The organism is Caulobacter sp. ErkDOM-C, assembly GCF_048541825.1.
GTDB lineage: Bacteria > Pseudomonadota > Alphaproteobacteria > Caulobacterales > Caulobacteraceae > Caulobacter.
Genome location: NZ_CP183332.1, coordinates 3,119,947 through 3,136,176, shown reverse-complemented (window position 1 = coordinate 3,136,176; position 16,230 = coordinate 3,119,947). Strand labels below are relative to the sequence as shown.

At 62.2% G+C, this 16,230-nt stretch carries 15 protein-coding genes; 6 read left to right on the top strand and 9 right to left on the bottom strand.

Going from position 1 to position 16,230, the window contains the following annotated elements; translation table 11 throughout:
* Window positions 1–184: 184 nt before the first annotated feature.
* The 5 genes from ACN2C8_RS15085 to ACN2C8_RS15065 all read right to left on the bottom strand — a co-directional run bounded on the left by ACN2C8_RS15085 (window position 185) and on the right by ACN2C8_RS15065 (window position 6,896).
* Window positions 185–1,567, bottom strand: coding sequence for a glutamate--cysteine ligase (locus ACN2C8_RS15085; RefSeq protein WP_419262198.1), 1,383 nt, complete (start codon window positions 1,565–1,567; stop codon window positions 185–187).
* 121 nt (window positions 1,568–1,688) lie between these two features.
* A complete protein-coding gene (gene gor / locus ACN2C8_RS15080) occupies window positions 1,689–3,083 on the bottom strand; it encodes a glutathione-disulfide reductase (protein WP_419252842.1) in 1,395 nt (464 codons plus the stop codon).
* Window positions 3,076–3,753, bottom strand: coding sequence for a DJ-1/PfpI family protein (locus ACN2C8_RS15075; protein WP_419252841.1), 678 nt, complete (start codon window positions 3,751–3,753; stop codon window positions 3,076–3,078). Before ACN2C8_RS15075 ends, gor begins: the two co-directional genes overlap by 8 nt.
* Window positions 3,754–4,008: 255 nt before the next feature.
* Window positions 4,009–6,105, bottom strand: coding sequence for a pyridoxamine 5'-phosphate oxidase family protein (locus ACN2C8_RS15070; protein ID WP_419252840.1), 2,097 nt, complete (start codon window positions 6,103–6,105; stop codon window positions 4,009–4,011).
* A gap of 179 nt (window positions 6,106–6,284) precedes the next feature.
* The gene (locus tag ACN2C8_RS15065) at window positions 6,285–6,896 is read right to left on the bottom strand and encodes a glutathione S-transferase family protein (RefSeq protein WP_419252839.1); all 612 of its coding nucleotides are present in this window, start codon (window positions 6,894–6,896) and stop codon (window positions 6,285–6,287) included.
* Window positions 6,897–7,122: 226 nt separating this feature from the next.
* Here ACN2C8_RS15065 and ACN2C8_RS15060 point away from each other — a divergent pair, with 226 nt between their 5' ends.
* Window positions 7,123–8,712: an ATP-binding protein gene (locus ACN2C8_RS15060; protein WP_419252838.1), complete on the top strand. Its 1,590-nt coding sequence runs from the start codon at window positions 7,123–7,125 to the stop codon at window positions 8,710–8,712.
* Window positions 8,713–8,858: 146 nt separating this feature from the next.
* Here the strand turns inward: ACN2C8_RS15060 and ACN2C8_RS15055 are convergent, their stop codons facing one another.
* Window positions 8,859–9,575: a hypothetical protein gene (locus ACN2C8_RS15055; protein ID WP_419252837.1), complete on the bottom strand. Its 717-nt coding sequence runs from the start codon at window positions 9,573–9,575 to the stop codon at window positions 8,859–8,861.
* A gap of 9 nt (window positions 9,576–9,584) precedes the next feature.
* Window positions 9,585–10,064 (bottom strand): cyanase, encoded by a 480-nt coding sequence (gene cynS / locus ACN2C8_RS15050; RefSeq protein ID WP_419252836.1) that lies wholly within the window; start codon window positions 10,062–10,064, stop codon window positions 9,585–9,587.
* Between the two features lie 896 nt (window positions 10,065–10,960).
* Between cynS and ACN2C8_RS15045 the strand changes: the two genes are divergently transcribed.
* The 5 genes from ACN2C8_RS15045 to ACN2C8_RS15025 are packed head-to-tail and all read left to right on the top strand — an operon-like array spanning window position 10,961 to window position 13,905.
* The gene (locus tag ACN2C8_RS15045) at window positions 10,961–11,266 is read left to right on the top strand and encodes a DUF2282 domain-containing protein (protein ID WP_419252834.1); all 306 of its coding nucleotides are present in this window, start codon (window positions 10,961–10,963) and stop codon (window positions 11,264–11,266) included.
* Between the two features lie 46 nt (window positions 11,267–11,312).
* Window positions 11,313–12,182, top strand: a complete 870-nt coding sequence (locus ACN2C8_RS15040) for a DUF692 domain-containing protein (protein ID WP_419252832.1) — start codon at window positions 11,313–11,315, stop codon at window positions 12,180–12,182.
* Window positions 12,175–12,900: a putative DNA-binding domain-containing protein gene (locus tag ACN2C8_RS15035; RefSeq protein ID WP_419252830.1), complete on the top strand. Its 726-nt coding sequence runs from the start codon at window positions 12,175–12,177 to the stop codon at window positions 12,898–12,900. Before ACN2C8_RS15040 ends, ACN2C8_RS15035 begins: the two co-directional genes overlap by 8 nt.
* The gene (locus ACN2C8_RS15030) at window positions 12,890–13,363 is read left to right on the top strand and encodes a DoxX family protein (RefSeq protein ID WP_419252828.1); all 474 of its coding nucleotides are present in this window, start codon (window positions 12,890–12,892) and stop codon (window positions 13,361–13,363) included. Before ACN2C8_RS15035 ends, ACN2C8_RS15030 begins: the two co-directional genes overlap by 11 nt.
* A complete protein-coding gene (locus tag ACN2C8_RS15025; RefSeq protein WP_419252826.1) occupies window positions 13,360–13,905 on the top strand; it encodes a TlpA family protein disulfide reductase in 546 nt (181 codons plus the stop codon). Before ACN2C8_RS15030 ends, ACN2C8_RS15025 begins: the two co-directional genes overlap by 4 nt.
* Window positions 13,906–13,986: 81 nt before the next feature.
* Here ACN2C8_RS15025 and ACN2C8_RS15020 read toward each other — a convergent pair whose 3' ends face one another.
* Both ACN2C8_RS15020 and ACN2C8_RS15015 read right to left on the bottom strand, forming a co-directional pair.
* Window positions 13,987–14,883, bottom strand: a complete 897-nt coding sequence (locus ACN2C8_RS15020) for a LysR family transcriptional regulator (protein WP_419252824.1) — start codon at window positions 14,881–14,883, stop codon at window positions 13,987–13,989.
* A 698-nt stretch (window positions 14,884–15,581) separates the two neighbouring features.
* On the bottom strand, window positions 15,582–16,076 hold the full coding sequence (locus ACN2C8_RS15015) for a YHS domain-containing (seleno)protein (protein WP_419252822.1): 495 nt from the start codon (window positions 16,074–16,076) through the stop codon (window positions 15,582–15,584).
* Window positions 16,077–16,230: the final 154 nt, after the last annotated feature.

Below are 16,230 nucleotides of genomic sequence, written 5' to 3'. Positions count from 1 at the left end.
GGTCAACCGGCTTGAGCCAAATAGGCTCGGGTCTGCACCTCCTGGGCGGTGCTCGGTCTGGTTCTGACCGAACATGGCGAGCTTGAACTCGCCTCAAACCTGGCTCGGCACGTCCTCGCTGCCCGCGGCCAGGCTAGCCGCCTCCTCTGGATGGGAGCGGAAAGCCTGTCTGCCTGTGTCCGGCTTAAGTTTTGGACTGTGCGTCCCAGTAGGCGCAGTCGGTAAAGACCCGGCTGACATCGCCCTGCCAGGGGCCGTGATACAGCTCCAGCAGGCGGTCGGCCCGGGTCAAGCCGCTGTCGGCGATCTCTTCGAGTTCGCCCATATGGATCGTCTCGTCCAGGAACCCGCCGTTCATGTGGGCCCGGCCCTTGAGGCCCGACTTGGCGATGGCGACGAAATCCTTGGCCACGTCCTGGGCGGTGCGCCCGGCGATCGGCGCCTGCAGACCCAGAACCGGTACGTCGCGGCGCAGCTGGGCGCGCTCCTCAGCCGTCCAGTCCTTGCAGAGGTCCCAGGCGGCGGCCAGGGCGGCGTCGTCATAGAACACGCCCGTCCACAAGGCCGGCAGGGCGCACAGGCTGCTCCACGGGCCGGCATCGGCGCCGCGCATTTCCAGATAGGTCTTCAGGCGGACTTCCGGGAACAGGGTGGTGGTGTGGTCAGCCCAGTCCTTGATCGAGGCGCGCTCGCCCGGCAGCTCATCGATCTTGCCGTCGATGAAGTCGCGGAAATTGCGGCCGGCCAGGTCGATATAGCGGTCGCCGCGCTTGGCGAAATACATCGGCACGTCCAGGGCGTAGCGGGCATAGCGCTCGAAATCGAAGCCGTCCTCGAACACGAAGTCCAGCAGGCCGGTGCGGTCAGCGTCGGTGTCGGTCCAGACATTGGCCCGGCTCGACAGGAAGCCGTTGGGCTTGCCTTCCGTGAACGGAGAATTGGCGAACAGGGCCGTGACGATCGGTTGCAGGGCCAGGCTCATGCGGAACTTGGCGACCATGTCGGCTTCGGACGAGAAGTCGAGATTGGCCTGCACCGTGCAGGTGCGCAGCATCATGTCGAGGCCCATGCCCCCGACCTTGGGCATGTAGTTGCGCATGATGACGTAACGCCCCTTGGGCATCACCGGCACCTCTTCGCGCTTCCAGACCGGCGAGAAGCCCAGACCCATGAAGCCCAGGCCCAGCTCGTCGGCGACGGTCTTGACCTCGTCCAGGTGCTGGCCGGTCTCTTCGCAGATGTCGTGCATGGTCAGCAGCGGCGCGCCGGACAGTTCGAACTGACCGCCGGGCTCCAGGCTGACATTGGCGCCGTTGCGCTCCAGCCCGATGATGACCTCGCCTTCCATCACCGGCTTCCAGCCAAAGCGCTGCAGGCCGACCAGAAGGGCGTGGACGCCCTTGTCGCCGTAATAGGGCACAGGCGCGTGCGAGCCGAGATAGAAGCCGAACTTCTCGTGTTCGGCCCCGACCCGGAAGGCTTCCTTGGGCTTGGAGCCCGAAGCGAAATAGGCGGTCAGATCGTCGAGCGTCAGCGGACGCTCTTGCAGGCTAGCGGTGTCGGCCATGCACGGCGTCCTCATAAATCTGTGTGGGTCGGCTGCGTCGAGCAGTCGGCGTGGGGCGCGAGGCGGCACTTATCCAAAAGGCTTCCAGACCGCGCACCAGCCTGCAGGGTCTGGATCAAGGCTACGTCCCCACGTCGGAGGGCACGTATTTCTCGCGCATCGTGACCAGTTCCTCGGCCAGGGTCGGGTGAACCGCGCAAGTGGAGTCCCACTGAGGCTTGGTGACGCCCATCTTCAGCGCGATCGCCGCCATCTGGATGATCTCCGGGGAGTCAGGTCCAACAACGTGGACGCCCACAATCCGCTCGTCATCCTGCCTGACGACGAGCTTGACGAGGCACCGCTCCTGGCCGCCGTAAAAGGTGGCCTTCATCGGCCGGAAGACGGAACGATAGATGTCGACCTTGCCAAACGCCTGACGGGCTTGCGCTTCGCTCATGCCGACCGAGCCGACCGGCGGCTGTGAAAAGACGGCCGAGGCGACCATGTCATGATCAAAGCTGGTGGGGTTGTCGTAGAACTCGGTCTGGGCAAAGGCGGCCCCCTCTCGGATCGCCACGGGCGTCAGATTGATCCGGTTGGTGACGTCGCCGACAGCCCAAATGCTGTCGATGTTCGTCTTGGAGAAGGCGTCAACGGCGATCGCGCCCTTGTCATTCAGGCCCACACCGGCCTTCTCCAGACCCAGGCCCCGCGTATAGGGCTCGCGGCCGGTTGCGAACATCACCGCGCCTGTTTCGAAGGTCAGGTCATTGCTCAGGGTGCTCAGCAGATGGCCGTCGTCCATCTGTTTGATGCTCGTGTGCGAGCAGCCCAGGACGACCTTGATCCCGCGCTTTTCCAGTTCGTCGGCCAGGTGCATGCGCACGTCGTCGTCAAAGCCGCGCAGAATGTTGGCGCCGCGATAGAGGAGCGTTGTCTCGACGCCCAGGCCGTTGAAGATTCCGGCAAATTCGACGGCAATGTAGCCGCCGCCCACCACCAGTATGCTCTTGGGCAGGCTCGGCAGATGGAAGGCCTCGTCCGACGTGATCCCAAGTTCCGCGCCCGGGAACTCAGGACGCACGGGGCGACCGCCCGTTGCGACCAGGATCCTGCGGGCGGTGTAGGTCCCGGCGTCGTCACTGCCGGTCTTGGGCAGGACCTCGACGGTGTGGGCGTCAACGATCTGCCCGCGACCGTGCAGGAGCTTGGCTCCGGCCTTCTGGAGGTTGGTGACATAGACGCCTGACAGCCGGGCGATCTCGACGTCCTTGTCCTGCAGGAACCTTGTCCATTCGAAGCGCGCATCGCCGATCGTCCAGCCATAGCCGGCCGCAGTCTTCAGCTGGCTAGAGACCTCACTGGCATAGACCATGAACTTTTTGGGAATGCATCCGCGCACGACGCAGGTTCCACCCACCCGGTACTCTTCGGCCACGGCGACCTTGGCGCCGCTCATCGCCGCCACACGTGCTGCGCGCACACCGCCTGAACCGGCGCCGATCACAAACAGGTCGAAGTCGTAGTCAGCCATTGAGCACCTGTTCGTCAGAGTCCGTGTTGAATTCCGCGTCCACCGTCAAAACCTGAGGCAGGGCGTGCCACGCCGCGTCGGGACGGGGCATCCGCATGACATGGCGGATATGGTCCGCGTTCGAGTGCGAAGTCAGCATTTCCAGGAGCGCGAAGGCGACCTCGATGGCCGTTCCGGGGCCGGTTGAGGTAATCAGTGCGCCGTCAATGACCAGCGGGCGATCGACGAACGTCGCGCCATAGGATTCAAGCTGAGCTTTTCGCTTTCCGCCAACCTGATGATAGGTCGTCGCGCGCCGGCCTTGCAGGATACCCGCCGCGCCGAGCGCGAGTGCCGCCACACAGGCCGAGGCGATCGGCTTGCCCGCCGCTTCGAAGTTACGGATCACCTCCGAAAAGTCATGCGACAATGCGTCGTCGTAAAAGCCGGCGCCTTCAAAGCCGCCAGGAATGGCCAGGGCGTCAAAGGTGGCAAGATCGAGATCTTGGACGTTCTGGTCGGGGACTACCGAAAAGCCGAACGTGGCCCGAAGCATCGGGCGAAGACCAGCCGAAACGAGGTCGATCGGCTCTTCGCCATCGATGTTGGCCCAGCCCAGTACGTCGGTAAAGCCAGCCGCTTCCAGCGGCTCGAAACCATCTGCCAAAAGTAACAAGACCTTCTTGGCCATGCTCGATCCCTGACGAAATGTCGCCGGACCCTGGCGAAAATCGCCCGGCCGCTTCGCGAACGTGATGCGCTGTCAACCTTGACAGCTGCGCCAGTGTCCGGATCGGCGGCGCTCAGCGCCATCCTGCTTTTGCGCAATAGTGCCTTCCGTCAGGCGGAGTGTAAGCGATGACAAGGCGAGCCCCCGCGCAAACGCCGACCTCGTGGGCGGTAGCGTTACGCAGCACATTCACACGCTCAATCCCTTGAGGGCCGGCTAGACGTCCAAGACAAGCGGCCCGGGCACATCACCGCCATCGTGCTTGGGCGCCGCGCTGCAGATCAGGGCCTCACCATCTTCATAATGGGCAGTGGGGCTGTTCTCGTAGCCGACAACGCCGCTGAGCAGCTTAACTGCGCAGACGCCGCACGAACCCGATCGGCAACTATGCAAGGGAGAGAGGCCCTCGCGCTCGGCAAGCTCAAGAAGCGTTCCATCCCCCGGCCGCCAGGTCGCGTGCTTACCGCTTGCGCGGAACTCCACCTCCACGGCCGGTCCACCGCCTTCAGTGGCCGCGTTTGGTGCTGCTTTCCGGCCTGTTGCGCTCACGGTCGTCTCAGCGGCCTTGGGTTTTATTGCAGCTGGACCAAAGGTTTCTGAGTGGATGCGTTCGGGACGAACGCCCATCCCCAGCAGACCCTGCGACAGGGCGCTCATAAATGGCGGCGGCCCGCACAGATAAAACTCATAGTCGTCGAACGGCAGCCGGGCCTTCAGGAGGGCCAAGTCAACCCAACCTGTAATGTCGTGGTCGCGCCCCAAGACATCGTTCGGCAAAGGCTCATTATAGGCCGTGACCATCGTGAGGTTGCTATGCCTTGCGCATTTGTCGACCATGTGGTGGCGGAAGGCATGGTCAAGGCTGTTGCGCGCACCGTGGAAAAACCACAGGCGCTGCTGTGAACGGCTGCGACCATTATTGACGAGGATACGGTTGATCATCGCGATCATCGGCGTAACCCCGATACCTGCGGAAAGCAGGACCGCCGGTCGCGGCGCAGCTTCGTCAAAGACAAACTCGCCACGTGGTGGGAGGAGCTCGACGACGTCACCAACGTTCAGCTGATGGACGGCCTCTGAAAAACGGCCCTGTCGCTTGACGCTTATGCGGTAGCTTGAGCCATTGGCGGCGTCTGAAACTGTATAGGGGCGCAATTCCAGCGCGCCGTTCACTGTCAAGCGCACAAAGATGTGCTGCCCAGCCTTGTGGACGGGCACGCTGCCTCCATCCATCGGCTTCAGAACCAGAGACCGTACCGTCTCGGTTTCGGGCTCGGCCCATGCGACGCGAAAAGCACGAAATTCGCCCTTGCCCCAGGCGCCGGGCTCGGTGGCCTCCCAAGATCCAGTCTTATCCAAATAGGGTGATGCCTCAACGTCTCCGATCGCACGGATCGACAGGCTGGCGGCAACCTTCACGGTCTCCAGAACGGTAAACTGCAAGAGCCGCTCGGCCCCAGCGAAGCCCGCCACCTCGGGCCCGTCCCAGATGATCTCGGCCTTCGCCGAGATGTGCCAAAGATCACCGGTCGAAAAATCGGGGAAGACAAGTCCGACACGCGGTTCGACGAGGATGTTGCCCAAGGTGTTGAACAGGAAATTCCCCAGGAAATCCGGGATGGTGAGCACATCACCCTGAACCCTGACAAAGCCAGGTTTGCCGCCCCGATGGGAAACATCGACACCGTTGACTGGATCTAGCGCGGCCTTGTCGGTGTGGGTTGAGGCGATGAAGAACGTGTCCGCCTGGGCTACGAGCAACGCGGCCTCTTGGGACAGCCCTGGGGTTCGCTTGGGGGGAGCGTGCTGGCCCAGCAGCGTCTGGTCCACGCGCTCGAAATGACGCCCCTGGATGTACTGAGGGCAGTTACCAAAGCTCTGATCTACAGCGACTGAAAAGCCCTCGGGCCCTCGGGCTGAAACCCGCCCGTTCACCCGGTTACGGCGTCGGGTGTGGAGTTCGATGCCTAGAAAGCCGACCGGTTGCCCTGCGGCCACGCCTTCGGCCGCGGGGTCCCCAGAGGAGAATGCCGCAGCCAGGGTAAGCGTTGCGGCGCTCGGAGACTGGACGAAGCCCGGCGCGCCGTCGAGCAGCGTCGCCCAGGGCTGGCCCGTGGCGTCACGAGATCCCAAGACGATGAACGGCAGCTGTTCGAAAAACGTCCGGTGCTGATCGGGCATCTGACCGCGGATGATTTTCCGGCCGGTCGCTTCAATCTTTGCCCGCACGCCCAGACGTTCCTGGAGCGCCTGCTCGCCCTCGTGGAAGGGGGAGCGGTCGTGGGGCCAACGGGTGGGATCGCCATGTGTCACTGAAACTTGCTCCAATGGCGGCACCAACGCGCCGGCCCCATTTTTAGACTAGCAGGGCGTACCGGTCGCCAGGCAATCCAGGCGAAGGGCCTGGAACTCTTGCTGGCTTAACGGCGCCCGGGCTTCGCGCCGATCAACGCGGCTGAAGAAATTCAGCAGGCGTCGGCGCAGGCGGGTGATCATTTGACCAGACCGACCGGCGTGCTTTGCATCGGCACGAAGCCAGGAAGCGCCTCGACGCGGGCCAGCCAAGCCCCAACGTTCTTGTAGCTTTCCAGGGCCACGTTGCCCTCCGGTGCGTGTGCCACATAGGTGTAGGCCGCCACGTCGGCGATCGTGGGGCGGTCACCGGCCAGGAAGTCCGAACCTGCCAGCTCGCTATCCATGACCTGCAGAATGGTATGAGCTCGCGCGATGACTTCGGCGGCATTCAGACCCGCACCAAAGACGGTGATCAGTCGTGCAGCGGCCGGACCTGAAGCGATTTGGCCCGCAGCAATCGACAGCCAACGCTGCACCCTGGCGGCAGTCGCAGCATCTTTCGGGAGCCAGTCGGCACGATCGAACTTCTTGGCCAGATAGACGAGGATCGCATTGGAATCGGCAACGACGACGTCACCATCCTTCAAGACGGGAACCTGGCCCAGGGAATTGAGGGCGAGGAAGTCGGCCTGCTTGTGGGCGCCCTTGCGCAGGTCGACCTCGACGAACTCGGCGGTCTCGCCCAGCAGCGACAGAAAGAGTTCGACGCGATGCGAGTGGCCCGAAAGCGGGAAACGATAGAATTGCATGGATGTTCTCCGGTTTGAAACTTACCCCTTCAACATGACGGCTGGCTTCCTGGTGCTGAACGGTCGAAATCTGGAAGGACCGATTCCGATATGCGCAATAAACGCCTCGGCTGCCGACGGTTTGTCTGCACTCCCTGAAACGCTGTTTTGCGAAATCTGCGGCTAATCGCTGAGGCGAGATAGCCGCAAGATGGACGCTACGCATTTCATTCGAGGGGCCAAATGCTTGCAGGCACTGGCCAACTGGGGAGTTATCCCGATGTCCATTGCGACTGCCGTCCAACCTCCGGCCAACAGTACGAGTCTTTTCGCACGCGCCTGCGACAAGGCCGCGATCGTCGTTCTTACGGATCTGAGCGGCGGGATCATCGACTGCAATGACAAATTCTGTGAAGTGAGTGGCTACGCGCGTGGAGAAATCATCGGGGCCCGTCACCCACTTGTCAGCTCCGGGACCAACCCACCCGAGTTATTTGCCCAAATGTATGAGGCAGCCTCTTCAGGCAGCGCTTGGAGTGGTACGATCTGCAACAAGCGCAAATGCGGCGCGCTTTACTGGCTAGACACAACCATTACGCCACAACTCGACGAAATCGGTCGGCCGGTTGCTTATCTCGCCATCCATTTCAACGTAACGGCTCACAAGCAAGCGCTTGCGGATCTTGCCGAAGCGCGTGAGCGAGCTGAGGCTGCGGCACGGGTCAAGGGGCGTTTTCTGGCAACAATGAGCCATGAGCTGCGGACGCCCCTGACGGGAGTAATCGGACTGACCGAGCTTCTCGCCCAAACCTCATTGGACGCGAGGCAGCAGGACTATGTGTCGTCCTTGCTTGAAGCCGCTCATGCCCTGCATGCGATCGTCAACGATGTGCTGAACTTGGCCAAAGCGGAAGCGAACATGGCGATTCGGCCGGTCCCGATCAATCCCACCGAGGTGTTGGCCGCAATCGTTAGATTGCTTTCGCCAATCGCAGCCAAGAGGGGTCTCTGTCTTTCGTTTAAAGTCGCCCAGCCCTTGCCAGAGTTCGTGACCGCCGATGTTGACCGGCTGCGGCAGGTCGTCGTCAACTTGGTCGGGAATGCTCTGAAGTTTACGGATGCGGGTGTCGTGGAGGTATCAGCGGCCTGGATAGGGCCGGCGCAGTCGGGGCGTTTTCGAGTCGATGTCGTCGACACTGGACCAGGTTTTCCAGCAGAGGACGCTGAGCGCATTTTTGAGCCCTTCGAACAGGCCGACAACTCTGCTTCTCGTCTTCACGAGGGCGCAGGCCTTGGCTTGGCCATCAGTGCTCATCTGGTTCGGGCGATGAATGGTGAAATCGGGGCCGAGAACCGAAAAGAGGGTGGTGCACGATTTTGGTTCGAAATCCCATCAGAGGCCTGTCGAGAGAGGATCCGGCAGCTTGAGAGCCTGGCAAGAGTTGAGAGCCATTCACTGGATATCTTGATCACTGAGGATAATCCGACTCTCCAACGCCTGGTCCGGACCATCCTGGAGAGCGCCGGCCATGTCTGTGCGGTCGCTGACAATGGGGCGGTCGCCCTTGAAATGATGCGCGCGCGACCGTTTGACGTCTGCCTGATGGATCTGCGCATGCCAATCATGGACGGAGTTACGGCCACTCGGATCATTCGCGACGAGCCTCCGCCCGGTTGGCGTCCCCCTCCGATTATCGCCCTTAGCGCGGACGTGCTGGATGGCGATATGGAGCACTATTCGGATCTGGGTTTCTATGCGTTCTTGCCAAAGCCGATCAACGCCGCCCTGCTGCTGACAACGATCGCTGAGGCGGCTTCGCTTGCGGTGCTTGTTTGAGCGGGGCAGGGGCAGAGGCAGAGAAGTGTCTGGTCGCCGCCGAATAGGGATATACTCACCTAGGTCGCGAGACTTAGGGGCGCGGCCTTCAGAGCTCGGGTGGTCTGATTATTGGCCAACCCGCGCCCGCCCGCTAGTTGGGCGCGTCAGGCGCCGATCATGTTACGCCTTATGGTCGAAGTGATCCTTTTTACCTCCCCACTGAGGCCGTTGATCTCGTTGGCTATCAAAGCAAAAGCTCGTCCGGACTCGCCTGAGCGGGCAGCCTGGATCGTCGCGTTGATCGAGATCATGTAGACGGAGCTGTTGAGGCGATCCAAGTCCGCCAGCCAACCCGTTAGCCTAGCTTTGCCCTCTTCGGACACGCGCGACAGTTCGGCCGTAAACTGCTCGACCAACGCATTCATCCGCTCAAGCAACGTGATCGAGACGAATTCGGACAGTTCGAAAAGTGCCGGGTCCTCGCCCCCACGCGCCCGCATGGCGTGGATTAGCAAGGCGCAATCCCTGGAGAAGCGGCCAGCGGTTTCATCGAACACCGCACGGTGGGGGGCGAGGAACTGGCCAAGGTGGATGAAGAGCTCTTTTCCGATCGCAAAGACGCTTGGATCGGTCGTGAAACCTCTTACCAAGGCGTCAAAGTCGTTCAGGGTCTGTTGCGCACGGTCGATCAGACTGGCTCGCGCCGAGCCTTCTCGCGACTGGGCGAGGGCCAGGAACATCACTGCCCGGTGCGGGAAGAACCTGAGCCTGGCGCCCTGGTTGGTGAGATGTCCAAGAAGGCCCCGCCATTCGGCACGACGTTCCTCTGAAAGTTCAGCGCTCGGCTGTGAACCCGCAGCTTCCTTGAGGGGCGGGGCCATACTCAGATCCTAGTCGGGTACAAAGGCGAACGCGGCGTCGCGATCACTCTCGTAGTATTTGAAGGGCAGGAACTTCCCGCTCATGACGATCCGTACGCGGTCCCCCTTGGGATCGACCTGGCGACCCAGATCGAGGTTGAAATCGATGGCAGACATGATGCCGTCGCCAAATTCCTCCTCGATCAAGGCCTTCCAAGCCGGTCCATTGACCATCAGCAGCTCATAGAAGCGATAGAGCAGCGGATCGGTGGGCGGCATCGGCGTCCCGCGGCTTGGGACCTCGCCGAGCATCTTGATCTCATCCGCATCGAGCGCGAGGAAGGTGCCAACCTTCACGGCCGCGTCTGGCCCCAGTCTCATCTGGCCCAGCAAGGCCCCGACGGTCAGCGCAGGCGAGAGCGGCAGGGCGTGGGCGTAGATGTCGCTCCATGTCAGGTCCCGCCGGCGCTTGATATCCAAGATCTTTTCGGTCAGTCCGTCGCGCGTCACGTGTCACCTGTTCTTATCGGAGCGGCCGCACGCCCAGCTCTGCCGGTTGCGGAACGTTCGGAGCGATGGCTGGCCGCCGGCGACGACCAAGCGTTGTGTGAGGCCAAGAAGAGCCTTGAAACCTCGCTGATCGTGACGCTTTGCCGGAACCCATCGCCCAGTGCCTGGCAACTTCGATGGTTCGTTCGCCGCTCGGAATAGGGTTATTTCGGAACACACCATTCCAGAATTTGGGATGGCCGGCATTGCGGCCGGGCCTCCATCCTGCCGAACGCGCGGGGCCGGATCAGGGGGCGGCGATCTTGGCTGAAAATCAGCGGGCGGAGCGGATGACCAGCCTTGAAGATTGGCCAGGATTTGACGTCCAGGCGAGCGCCGAGGCGGCCACTGGTCAGGCAGGTTCAAGCCGTGCTCGGATCCTTAGCCGGCCGGTTTGACTGTCGGGATGGTCAAGGCGCTCGATCTGGGGTGTGGCGCGGGTGAAATGCTCTCCGCCCTTGGGAGCGGGCGGTGATTGGCCTGCTTCAAGTGTGGAAGCGCCTTTGGCAGCCAACGACCATGTCGCTCCCGGTAGCCCAACTGTTGCGCACAGTGAAAGACACACTCTCTTTTCGCATATGTTATCGCGGCAGGAACAGCGGCCTATCTTCATTCCCGGCGCACAAGCCGAGCGAGAAGGGTTTGCGGAGTGAAACGAGACGGCAGCGCCTAACCTGCAGTCTTTGTTTCATCAAACGTAAGGGGCCTGGCTGCGAGCACTTCAAGTAAAGTGTTGCGGTGAGGCAAGGCGCAGAATGTTCTGAAAACGCCTAGCCCGAACGATCAGATCTTTCTCCTCGGTGTCAGCGTCTGCGTGGCGGTCCTTTTGACTGTCTTCGCCAATCGCAGACTTCACGATGGAGATTACAATGTCGATTAGCCGTTCGGCCTTCCTGGCCGGTGTGCTCGCTGTCGCCCTGACCCCGATGGTTGCCTCCGCAGCCGAGCGGCCTGCGCGTGAAAAGTGCTTTGGGGTTTCTCTCGCCGGACACAATGACTGTGCGGCAGGCCCCGGGACGTCATGTGCTGGGACCTCCAAGATCGACTATCAGGCCAATGCCTGGACGCTCGTTCCCAAGGGGACCTGCACTACGATGAAATCGCCGACCTCGGCGACGGGCCTTGGCCAACTCAGCGCCTTTACGGCTAAGCCGAAGGCATAGGCCTTTGTCTACTCCACCTGACATTCCGACGCGTTTGGGAATTCCCGTGCGCCGCGAGCGTTCGGCGGGCGGCGGGCTCTTGCCCGTCGCCGTGGGGCTTAGCCTTCGGCGCGAGCACGCCACGGCGCTGCTTGAGGGCAGCGCCGAAGTCGGCTTTCTGGAGGTCCACGCAGAAAACTATATGGCCGCCGGCGGCCCGGCGCGGGCCTTGCTCGAGCGGCTCGCCGAGACCTATCCCATCTCCCTGCACGGGGTTGCACTCTCGCTCGGCGGAAACGAGCCACCCGACCGCGCGCACTTGGGCGCCCTGAAGGCGCTGGTCGACTGGGTTCGGCCGGCGGCGGTTTCGGAGCATCTGGCCTGGTCGTCACATGAAGGGGTCTACTTCAACGACCTGCTGCCAATCGCCTATAGTCCTGCAGCGCTCAATCGGGTCGGCGATCATATTGAAGCCGTTCAGGACGTGCTGGGCCGCGCAATCTTGCTGGAGAATCCAGCTCGGTACTATCACCTGGCCGGAGGCGAGCTTGAAGAGACCGAGTTTCTTCAGCGCCTGACCGAACGCACCGGTTGCGGCCTGCTGCTGGACATCAACAATGTCTACGTCTCGGCCCAGAATCTCGGGTTCTGCGCAGCTCACTATCTTCACAACTTCCCGGTTGATCAGATCGGCGAAATTCACCTTGCCGGCCATGAGAGCGTACTGCTCGAGATGGACGGGAGAAAGCTGCTCGACAGCCATGGCGCCCCAGTCGCCGATCCCGTCTGGGCGCTCTATGTCGACCTGATGGCGCGTATCGGCGCGCGTCCGACGCTGATCGAGAGGGACAATGACGTCCCGCCCTTCGAAACCTTGCTAGCGGAATTGCGGCACGCCCGGCGCCTGATGGGCCAGATCGGTGCGGATCATGTCTGAGATTGCGCGCATCGCCCAAGCTGTGCTGGCGAGCGGGCCGCTGCCTCCGGAGATCAGCCCAGCGTTCGAGATCTACCGCAACAACTATCGGCAGGCGCTTTTGCGAGCCCTGGCGCAGAGCTTCCCGGTCGTTGAGCAACTGGTGGGCGAGGGGTTCTTCCGCGCGATGGCGCAGGATTATTTGGAGCTCACGCCGCCTACCTCGCGCCTTCTGCGCGACTATGGCGAGAGCTTTGCCGAATTCATCGGACGTTTTGGACCCGCCGCTCCGGTTCCTTACCTGGCCGATGTCGCCAGGCTTGAGTACGTGCTTGTTCAGGCCTTCTACGCCAGCGACGAGGGCGATGACCCGGCCGGGAATCTCACGGCGCTTGGGGTCGAAAGCCAGCTGCGGTGGCGCGGCTCTACCCAGTTGATCCGATCGCCCTATCCAATTGTCTCTATCTGGCAAGCTCACAAGACCGGTGAAGACCTGGCGGGACTCGACTGGCGCCCGGAGAACGGCCTGATCGTGCGCGATGCGCACACGGTCGGAGCCCATGCTCTGGACGACACCGAGGCTGCCATAGCGGACGTGTTTCGAAACCCCGCCTCACTCGAAACGGCCCTCGAATCCCTGGGCCCTGATGCAGCACCTGCTGCGGCCCAAGCCATTCGGCGCTTGCTCGACCTGCAAGCCCTTGTCCTCATCAATGAAAGCAAGATCGATGCACAATAACTCGTATACGGACGATAACTTCATCTCGCGGTCCCTCCGTCGCCTGGACACGACGCTTGACCTCGTCCCGCCCAGCGTGCCGCGCCTGTTGTTGCGCTGGGGCCTAGCGGGTGTGTTCTGGACCTCTGCCCGCACCAAGGTTGAAGGTCTGCTGACGGTCTCCGACAGCGCCAAGTTCCTCTTTGCCGAAGAGTATCGGCTGCCCTTGATCGACCCCGATCTGGCCGCTCATCTGGCCACCTATGCCGAGCATGCCTTTGCCTTGAGCCTCTTTGTGGGCCTGGCGACACGCGCTTCCGCCCTCGGGATCTTTGTGATGACCCTGGTCATCCAGCTCTTTGTCTACCCGGACGCCTTTCTGGGCGTACATCTGGGGTGGTTCGCGATGGCCGCAGCCATCCTGGTCCAGGGCCCGGGCGCGATTTCGGTCGATCACCTGTTGCGGACGCGCTTCGCCCGATGACCGGTCCATCTATTAGCCGGCGTGCCGTGTTTGGCCTTGCCGCCCTGGCCGGCGCCGGGGCGGCCGAGGCTCAGACGAACCTCAGCGGTCTTGGTTCCCCGCCGCTCGTCCACGGGTTTTCTGGACGTGCCGCTGCGACTGGGAAGTTCACTGATCGGCAGGGCCGGGAGAGGCAGGTCGCCGACTTTCGCGGCCGCGTCGTCCTCCTGAACCTGTGGGCAACCTGGTGTGGCCCTTGCCGCATAGAAATGCCGAGTCTGGACCGACTGGCTGCTGTGTTTGCCTCCGACCTTGCGGTCCTTCCGGTCTCGTTCGACGGACGTGGCTGGCTGGCGGTTGACGAGTTCTGGGGAGATCGCTTCGCGCATTTGACGCCCTATCTGGCCAAGGACAACAAGCTCACCAAGAGCTACGGCGCCCTTGGTTTCCCTTTCTCGGTTCTGATCGACCGAGGGGCGCGCGAGGTGGCGCGGCTGCCGCGTGGGGCGGAGTGGGACCAGGGGCCCTATCGGTCACTGGTCGCCAAGACGGTGCTGGCGTGACGCTGATCTCAAGGTGCGGCCGAACGGGCCGCCATCCAGGGCAAGGTTCGATCTCTTTGGAGCCGTAAGATCTGAGGCGCCCTAGTTGAGCAGACGGTTGGCCCTTAGCCGGTCCACGGCAAGATCGACGAAGGCGCGCACCTTGGCTGAGGCCCGCCGACCCTCTGGGTGGACCACGTGGATAGGCAACGGCTCTTCCTCGTAGTCGGCCAGCACGATCTGCAGGTCACCATCGCGCAGTTCTGCGCCGATTTGGTAGGACAGGATGCGAGTCAGCCCCCACCCCGACCGAGCGGCATCGATAACGGCCTGGTTGCTGTTACAGAAAAGGCGAGGCTCGACCATGGTCGAAACCTTGCGCTCGCGACCAAACCGCCACTCTAGATTAGTCCACGCGCTCGTCGCCGCGACAATCCGATGTCCAGCCAGATCCTGGGGTACGCTAGGGGCCCCATGTTGCTCGAAGTATTTCGGAGAACCGCAGATCACCCGCCGCACCTGGCCAACGCGAATGGCCGCAAGGCCGGAGTCGCTGAGGTGGCCGATGCGCAGGGCCACATCGACGCCTTCTTCAACAAGATTGGTGACCCGGTCGAGAAACAGCGACTTGCCAACGACCTGACTGTTCTGTTCCAAGTACTCCTGCAGGATTGGCATGACGTACATCTGTCCAAACAGCACGGAAGCGGTGACTGTCAGGCTGCCCTTGGCCTCGCTGTAGGCGCCCGACGCCACGGCGTCGGCCTCTTCGATGTATGAGAGAATTTTTTGGCAGTCGTCAAAGTAGCGCTGGCCGACTTCGGTCAGGCGCACCACGCGCGTCGTGCGTGTAAATAGCCGAGCCCCCAGCCCTTCCTCGAGAAGTGCTACAGCTCTTGTGACCGCCGGCGGGCTCATATTCAGCTGTCGAGCGGCTTCAGCAAATCCACCGCTTTCGGCGACTTTGACAAACACCTGCATAGCCTGGAGGCGTGCCACGTCTTAATTCTCCGCCGAATCTTCTGGCGAAAGTTTTAACTAGCAATTTCGCAAAGTCCATCTGGGGCGCCTCGACAGGTGTTCAGACGAGCCCGCGTCCTTTGCCTTAGTGCTGGGTCTTGATCGGGGGAACGAGAAGTTCTGGCCTTGAGGCCACTGTGATCTCGAGCATAGCCAGTTCCAAAGCCCGAGCCTCGACAAGATCCAGCTCTTCGCGGGTTAGTCCCATGCGTAGCGCGCGGGTCCTACTCGTAGCGATCGCGATCTCGCTGAAAGACCTCACGGCCAGGGCAAAGCCTATGGCTGCCGAGCATTTGACGTCGAAACTCCGGCCTGCCCACGCCGCGTCGATTTCCGCGCCCGTCAAGCCTGCCGACCGGGCCTCTTGCTCAAGTTTGTCTCTCGTCTCGCAACAGACGCAGCGTGCCAACAAGGCGAGCGCCAGCTGGGCGTCCAGGCTCGAGGACAGGCTAATCCGCTTCATTGGGAAGGCTCACTTTCATCAGATGGAAACGACAAACCCGACGCCCCTTCAGGATGCCCAATGTTGAGCATCCTGGGGGCGCCGGGCGTCCGCCGGACCAGACCAGAAGGGGGGGGGGGCGGGCGGTGACCTCGCGCTCCCCTATCGACCTTCCACGGGGGGGCAGGGGGGGAGAAGGCCTGACCGGTCCGACAAGAGGTTGCCGATCTGCCTACTACAGGCTGTCGGGGGTCTTGCTCATGATCTCAGGCCAGTTTTCCTCGGCCTTGACGAGGTTGCCCGGAATGTCACGGCCCCAGGCGACGGATACGTCCTGATTGACGTTGAGGTAGAGCTTCTTGTCGACGACCTTCCAGACCATCGGGTCGCCATCGAGCTTCTTCTCCAGGGCCACGCCCATGGCGCAGAAGCCACCATATTGCGGTGCATAGGCTGCGGGGCTGGCCTTGAACATCTTCAGGCTCTCGGCCGAGGCGAAGTGATAGGTGGCGCCGTTGAACTTGGTCGAATAGCGGGCCTGGCCCAGGGTCGGCTTGCCGGCGCTGAAATAGGCGACCGGATCATAGCCGCGCAGGGCCAGATTGGCGGTGTCGGTGTTGACGGCCGACGTCGAAGTCGGAACGATGGCGTGCGCCTGGGTCGTGAGGACGGGGGCGGCAATCATCAGGCTGACAGCGCCGATGATGGCGCGAGCGGCTTTATAGGACATTGTAGTCTCCGGTTGCGTCGGCCGGCGTTGGGCGCCGAGCCCTTTAGGAAATCGATGGGCATTGGCGGTGTGCCTCTGAACCCGTCGCCAAGGTATGGGGTGGCGGGGCAGTGAATAAGCCTCGTTGTGCGCAATTGATTGTTTCATCCCGAGA